A 6,811-nucleotide genomic window follows, 5' to 3' on the forward strand; every position below is an offset into this window, starting at 1 on the left:
TACTATTCCTCTTTCGGTTTTGAAAAGACTTCAATATGTTGGCCCAGTACCTTGATTTCTACAGGCAGGTTATCCGATTTATCGCCGTCAACATCTGACTCCAATTCACTATCTGAAGAGATCTTAATATTACGCGCTCTGATATACTCAATATTATCATTGCCCACAACATCTCCTTTTAGTAAATCAGGAATGACGGATAATTTAGAGAATATAGAAGCATCTTTCAGAATCAAAATGTTAGCATAGCCGTCCTTGTTTTCTTCAAAGATTTTTTTGTCAGCGAAGTAATTTGTCAAGAGAACCAAAACATGACTAGCTTCACCAACATAATTTCCATTTTCTGTCTCAACCTTAATGTTAAAGACCTGATCCGTCATGACAGACTTCATGGTATTTACAGCATAGGCTAAAATACCGAATTTTGTCTTGTCCTCGATTTCAACATTGTGAATCGCCTCAGGAAGAGAACCGATACTAAAGATATAACCAAAATAATTGTCATTCGCTTTACCGATATCAATCTTATTGGTTAAGTTAAAATCGAGTTCATCAATCGCGCCATCAATGTCTTGATTGATTTCCAACAGTTTTGTAATGAGATTACCCGTACCGCCTGGGATAATACCCAACTTAGGAATGTAGTCTCTCTCAGCAATACCCGAAATGACTTCATTGACAGTCCCATCTCCACCAAAAACAACCACTGCATCGTACTGCTCACTAGAAGCTTCCTCAGCAAAATGTGTTGCATCCAGCGCTTTTTCGGTAATTTTGGTTTCCACGTTCTCAAAGTATTCTTTTGCTTTATTCTCCAGCTTATCTTTGTAATCCAAAGCCTTCTCACCACCAGAAGTAGGGTTAATAATTACCATTGCTTTTTTCATTGATTTTCTCCTTAATATTCTTTAGAAATCTTTATATTCCATTATATGAAACTAAATGTATCCCTATTATACAATGAAAATACAGAAAAGAGAAATCTGACGTACTGGAGATTAATACGCTTTTATTCTATTTTCCCATCTCCTAACTACATCCTTTAAGGGTTCATCCAAGTAAGAATAGGCCTTTTCCTTGATCAAATCAGGGATACCGTAAGCTGCCTCTGCTATGCTGCCAGTGATTGCTGCGAGTGTATCACTGTCGCCACCAAGTGAGATGGCATTTCTTATCGCATCTTCGAAGTCTCTACTCTCAAGAAAGGCGATAATGGCTTGAGGGACAGTTTCTTGACATGTTTCGTTAAAATGATAGTTAGGGCGGATTTCATCTAAAGTTTGAGATAGATTGTAGCCATATGTCTTCTCTATATAATCCTTAATCCGTCTTTTACACTCTGCTGGATTGTCATTAATTGGTTGCTCGTATTCTCTACAATGACCACCAAAGTAAAAACGACACAGAAAGATAGCCTCAGCTGTAGCCATTGCACCTTTGACACCTTCTGGATGATTATGGGTTACCTCTGCAGAAAGACTCGCAAGTTCTCTAGATGATGACCACATTCCGGTTCTCTCATAAAAACCACAGTCCATGACCCAAGCACATGGAGAAACACGCATAGCTGATCCATTTCCAAAGCTATTATAAGGCTCACGGTTATCGCTGTTTAGCCATGCATTAAACCGAGCACCGTAATCAGCATTCGGATACAGTCTGGCATATTTCTTCATCGCGTCAATGAAGTCGTCTTTTTGTCCCCCATTCATAATCGCTTCTGCAACAGCACAGGTCATAACCGTATCATCAGTGAAAAAACAATCCTCACTAAATAAAGGAAAGTCCTTCGTTTTGATATTGTTCCATTCGTAAACAGAACCGACAATATCTCCAATAATTGCTCCAAGCATCAGATCCCTCCTTTTATAGTATTCTTCAATTCCTTACATCAATCCTTCCAGCTCTTATTTTACATATCCTTCTACATCTTCAATCTCTACAAACATTGGGTCTAAATGACATAAGAAGTGCCAATCTTCGCCCCCTTTTTTTCTGTAAAGAATCGCTTCACCGTCTTCACTTCCGAAAAAGCTTCTGTCGATTTCATATCCACGGCTTTCTAAGAAGTCTTTTGCTTTACGATAGTTCGTTTCTCTTATTTCGACATAGGCTTTAACTTCATGGTTGTTAACGACATATGCATCGATTTTTGAATATCCTTCGATCACTCTATCGTTTTTGAGGGATAAATTTGAAATCTCTTTCCAAATAATGTCTACATTTTCCTCAGGATCGAACATAAATTTAGATAAAGGAACAATATTTCCGTTAAAAATAATTTCCATATAATCCGGTATGTTTTTAGGATTAAAATACTCCACTTCAACACCATCTTCTGTTTCTAAAGTATATCCAGGGATTTGAGCTACAAAGGCTTTTCCATCTTCTATGGAATCAAATGCGACTAAATCTTTAGAATAATTATTTTGATATAACTCTAATATAATCATTTATAACCTCATCTAAATTATCCGTAGATTGATTTTTCAGAATATAATACTGATTAGTTCCCCTTAGGATATAGTAAATTCTTTTTTCTACCTTCTTAAAACATCATTTAAAGGCTACATACTCGGCGGTTCTCTGTTACCCTATCGTTTCGTCGTAAACTTCTTACTCTACGACAGCTATCCCATTGGCGGACTCAAAAGGTTCAATGAACCTTTTGAGGATTAACTACGTTTCTCTAACAAACTTACACACTCGACGTGATGCGTTTGTGGAAAAAGATCCACTGGCTGGACTTTCTTCAACTCATATCCCAACTCTTGGTAGAGTTTGATATCACGTGCCATAGTTGCGACATTACAAGAAATATAGGCAATGCGATCAGCTCCTGTTTGGCTACTTGCCTTGATAAAGCTTTCGGTTAAGCCCTTGCGTGGAGGATCAACCAAGATAACGGTTGGTTGAATTCCTTCCTTGAGCCAATTCTTCATGGCATTTTCAGCTGTGTCACAGACATAGTTGGCATTTGAAATATTGTTCAGTTGAGCATTCTTCTTGCTATTCTCAACTGCTTCTGGAATGACTTCAACACCATAGACTTCCTTGACATGTTTCGCAACAGAGAGGCCAATTGTTCCAATACCAGAATAAGCATCGATAACCACATCATCTGCTCTTAATTCAGCAAAGTCAATGGCTGTTTGATAAAGTTTTTCCGCCATTTCTGTATTAACTTGGTAAAAGGCTGGACCAGCGATTTGATAGTCATTTCCCAGCACCTGGTCGGTAATATAGTCTTGTCCATAAAGGGTGCGCCATTCCTTACCAAAAATCGCATTAGTGTTCTGGTCGTTGATATTTTGCATAACAGACACAATCTCTGGGAATTGCTTGATTAGTTGTTCGATCAATTGCTCCACACGAAAAATTTTGGGACGAGTTGTTACCAAAATAACCATGATTTGTCCTGAGTAATGACCACGACGCACCACAAGGTTCCGAATCAAGCCAGATTGTTCCTTTTCATCATAAGGTTTCAAATCATAACGACGGAGCAAGTCGCGTAGGGCTACTACTACCTCATCAATAACAGGATCTTGGATAAAGAAATCTTCCAGTGGCATGAGGTCGTGGGAATTCTTACGGAAAAATCCAGTTTCCAAGACACCATTCACTCGACGAACAGGGACCTGTGCCTTGTTGCGATACTTGACTGGATTTTCCATACCCAAAGTTTCAGCAACTTCTACATCAGCAATTCCAGCAATCTTGTAGAGACTGTCCTTAACTTGCTTGGTTTTAAATTTGAGCTGTTCTGGATAGGCAAGATGACCTAAATCCGCGATTCCTGAACGCAGGTAAGCCAAATCTAGATCTTGATTACGATATGGTGACTGGACAAGGTATTCTTCAACTTTCCCAAAGCCAATCTTTTTATTGACCTTGAGAACTCGCATGAGGATTTTTTCATTTGGTAAAGCATTCTCGACAAAGAATACCAAACCATCCACCTTGGCAACTCCTGCGCCTTCATGTGTCAAATCAACAATTTCAACTTCTACAATATCATTTTTCTTTAACATTCTCTTCTCTTTCTATTGGCCGACAAAAAAGACGGCAACGTTACGGTTACCATCTATTATACCATGAAATTTGTAATCAGATTCTCTTTATCTATGCTAGTTCATTGCTTTAAAAGCTGCTTCTGCATCTGCGTTGCTGATAACACCAAATTGAATCTTTCCAATCTTTCCTTGACTATCAATCAGATATTCTGTAGGAATACTTCGAATTTGATAAGCTTGGAAGGTTGTGGCCTTGGTATCATAAAGAACTGGGATATCCTTATACCCTTGATCTTGGAACCACTGTGGGAATTGCTCAACAGTTTTTTCACCTTGAATTCCTGGTGCAATGACACTAAGAATTTCGAAATCGCGATCTGGTTTCGCAGCTAGTTCCATTAACTCAGGCATACTTTTCTTACATGGACCACACCAGGAAGCCCAAAACTTCAAATAGACTTTTTTACCTTTATAATCAGATAACTTAACTTCTTTACCATCCATCGATTGCAAGGTGAAGTCTGGAGCTTCTTTTCCAACAGCAATTTGTTGTACAGTCGTTTGTTGTTTTGGCTGTTGTGGAGCTTGAGTCTTTTTAGTTTCTTCCTCACCACAAGCCATCAATACGACTAATGACAAGAGGCTTAAACCAGCAAACATTATTTTTTTCATCTTTTTCTCCTTTATTCAAAAATTCCAGCTAGAACATTTACTTGTCCCAGTAGTAACAAAATTCCCATTAAAATAATGAGGAAACCACCAATTTTCTTCAGTAGCATCATATGGCGCTTGATTTTACTAAAATAAGGCATCACTACTCCTGAAGCTAGAGCCAAAACCAAGAAAGGAAGGGCCATCCCCAGAGTGTAAATAAGAGTATAGATAGCTCCTTGCCAAGCACCATTGCCTCCAGAAGCCGCAAGCGCTAAAACAGAACTCAACACTGGACCAATACAAGGCGTCCAACCAAAGCTAAAAGTAATACCGAGTAAAAAGGCTGACCAATAACGATTGGATTCTGATTTCTTAAAAGTAAAGCTTTTTTGAAACTCTAATTTATTAAAATGAAAAATTTCCATCTGGTGAAGGCCTAAAATGATAATAATTGTTCCCATAACATATCGAAACCAATTTGCATAGAGAATATGACCAAAGTAACCTGCACCAAAGCCTAGAATAAAGAAAATGAGAGAGATACCTGCGATAAAGCAAAGTGTTCGAATCAAACCTGACCAGAGAACCTTTCTCCCAAATAAAGAAAAGCTTTTTGCACTTTCCTGATCATCCAATAAAATTCCAGCATAGACTGGCAGAAGAGGAAAAATACAGGGAGAAAAGAAGGACAAGACCCCTGCTAAAAAAACGGAAATTGAAAATACTATCGTTTCCAATAAAGAACCAACTTTCTTAAGATTTCTAATCCTATTTTACTATATTCAATTTCATTTGTATGCTTTCTGCTACGCAAAATCGTATCGGGCACTACTGGACCAATTTTTTCTTTTGCTAGTCAAGGCGGATCTTATCCCAAAAATAGGCAAAAAGCAACGACAAGGGTTACTCGTCGCTGCTTTTGTGAACGGAAACGTCTTTTAGATTTGACATTTCATAAATCAAGTTTTACTTGAGTTTGGCAAGGATTACTTTAAGCTCCTCTACTAGTTTAGCTTCTGTCTCTGCTGAGCCATTTTCCTCTTTCACGAAATCAAGGGTTTCTTGGAGAAGGTTTTTGGCTTTGGCAAGGACTTTTTTATCCGCTTTTTCTGCATCTAGCTGTCCAAGAACTTTTGTTAATTCCGTGCTTAATTGCTGGATTTCTGATTCTTTCTTACGACGCACCAACCAGAAGGCAATCACGCCTAGGAGGGCAAGTAGACTGGCCACAATCACTCCTGCTGGAACTGAGTTTGTTTCAGTCATCTTATCTGAATCCTTACTATCTTCCGTTCCTTGTTTGGCATCTTTCTTGTCCTGTGCAGGCTTGCTGTCGCTAGCATTTGCTTTCACATCTTTGAGAGAGTCCAAGGCAGCCTTCACAGACTCTACTGCAGTACGTAGATCTTGCTCTGTCAAGGCACTATCTTCCAGAGCTTTTTGAGCATCTAGGAGGACAGCTTTGGCTGCATCGATTTTCGGATCAGATACTGTTGCCAAAGCTTTCAAGCGTTGGTCTAACTCTTGACTCAAGGCACGAAGTTCAGACTTGTCAACTTGCTCTTGAGCTGGAGCTTGCGTGCTCGTTGAGCTAGCCGAAGCGCTTGCTGCCACTCTAGGAGCTTGAGTCGGAGCTGAACTTGGAGCTGGAGCAGGACTTGCAGGTTGACTCGGAGCTGTTGGTTGAGACGGTTGTGGAGCTGGATCAGATGGAGCTGTTGGAGTCTCAGTAGCTCCTTGATTTGGCTTAGTAGGGGTAGAAGGTTGAGGTTGAGGCGTAGGAAGCGGACGTGGAGATGGTTGTGGATTGATGTTCTTGATAGCATCGATTCCTGCCACTTTTGCCTGTTCTACATCCTTATTTGTTACGCCCTTGTCCACCGCAATCTTAGCATCCTTAGTTTCTTGATCCACCTGTTGCAATGCTCTTGACTTGTCCTCAGTTGTCAAATCAAAACGATTCGAAATTTCTGTTTTCTTAGCAAATGCAGCAGCTTCAATTGCCTTAATCGCTTTGCCTTTTTCTGTAGCTTCGCCTGTTGGTACAGCTACGTTAGTGATGGAGTTAATTCCTTCTGTTTTAGCTGTGCCTACAGTAGCGTTGGTTGTCGCATTATTGATGTTTGTGACAGCCGTAGTTT

Annotated in this window: 7 protein-coding genes and 2 pseudogenes; all 9 read right to left on the minus strand. The window is 39.5% G+C overall.

Features of this window, described 5'->3' with window-relative positions; genetic code table 11:
* Positions 1–2: 2 nt before the first annotated feature.
* Positions 3–887 (minus strand): diacylglycerol kinase family protein, encoded by an 885-nt coding sequence (locus HT722_RS02085; protein ID WP_173277275.1) that lies wholly within the window; start codon positions 885–887, stop codon positions 3–5.
* Between the two features lie 111 nt (positions 888–998).
* Positions 999–1,853 (minus strand): ADP-ribosylglycohydrolase family protein, encoded by an 855-nt coding sequence (locus HT722_RS02090; RefSeq protein ID WP_173277277.1) that lies wholly within the window; start codon positions 1,851–1,853, stop codon positions 999–1,001.
* A 54-nt stretch (positions 1,854–1,907) separates the two neighbouring features.
* Entirely contained in the window at positions 1,908–2,453 is a 546-nt protein-coding gene (locus HT722_RS02095) for a hypothetical protein (RefSeq protein ID WP_173277279.1), read from the minus strand.
* Between the two features lie 222 nt (positions 2,454–2,675).
* Positions 2,676–4,034 carry a 23S rRNA (uracil(1939)-C(5))-methyltransferase RlmD gene (gene rlmD, locus HT722_RS02100; protein ID WP_173277281.1) on the minus strand — a complete coding sequence of 453 codons (1,359 nt, stop codon included), beginning with the start codon at positions 4,032–4,034 and terminating at the stop codon, positions 2,676–2,678.
* Positions 4,035–4,130: 96 nt separating this feature from the next.
* Entirely contained in the window at positions 4,131–4,688 is a 558-nt protein-coding gene (gene sdbB, locus HT722_RS02105) for a thiol-disulfide oxidoreductase-associated lipoprotein SdbB (RefSeq protein WP_173277283.1), read from the minus strand.
* 11 nt (positions 4,689–4,699) lie between these two features.
* A complete protein-coding gene (gene ccdA2 / locus HT722_RS02110; RefSeq protein ID WP_173277285.1) occupies positions 4,700–5,407 on the minus strand; it encodes a thiol-disulfide oxidoreductase-associated membrane protein CcdA2 in 708 nt (235 codons plus the stop codon).
* Between the two features lie 229 nt (positions 5,408–5,636).
* Positions 5,637–6,053, minus strand: coding sequence for a hypothetical protein (locus tag HT722_RS02115; protein ID WP_173277289.1), 417 nt, complete (start codon positions 6,051–6,053; stop codon positions 5,637–5,639).
* A gap of 27 nt (positions 6,054–6,080) precedes the next feature.
* Positions 6,081–6,284 (minus strand): annotated as a pseudogene (locus HT722_RS02120) (hypothetical protein); the annotation flags it as partial.
* Positions 6,285–6,527: 243 nt separating this feature from the next.
* Positions 6,528–6,584, minus strand: a pseudogene (locus HT722_RS10410) (hypothetical protein); the annotation flags it as partial.
* Between the last annotated feature and the right edge of the window lie 227 nt (positions 6,585–6,811).

Source organism: Streptococcus sp. 53 (assembly GCF_013276565.1).
Taxonomy (GTDB): domain Bacteria; phylum Bacillota; class Bacilli; order Lactobacillales; family Streptococcaceae; genus Streptococcus.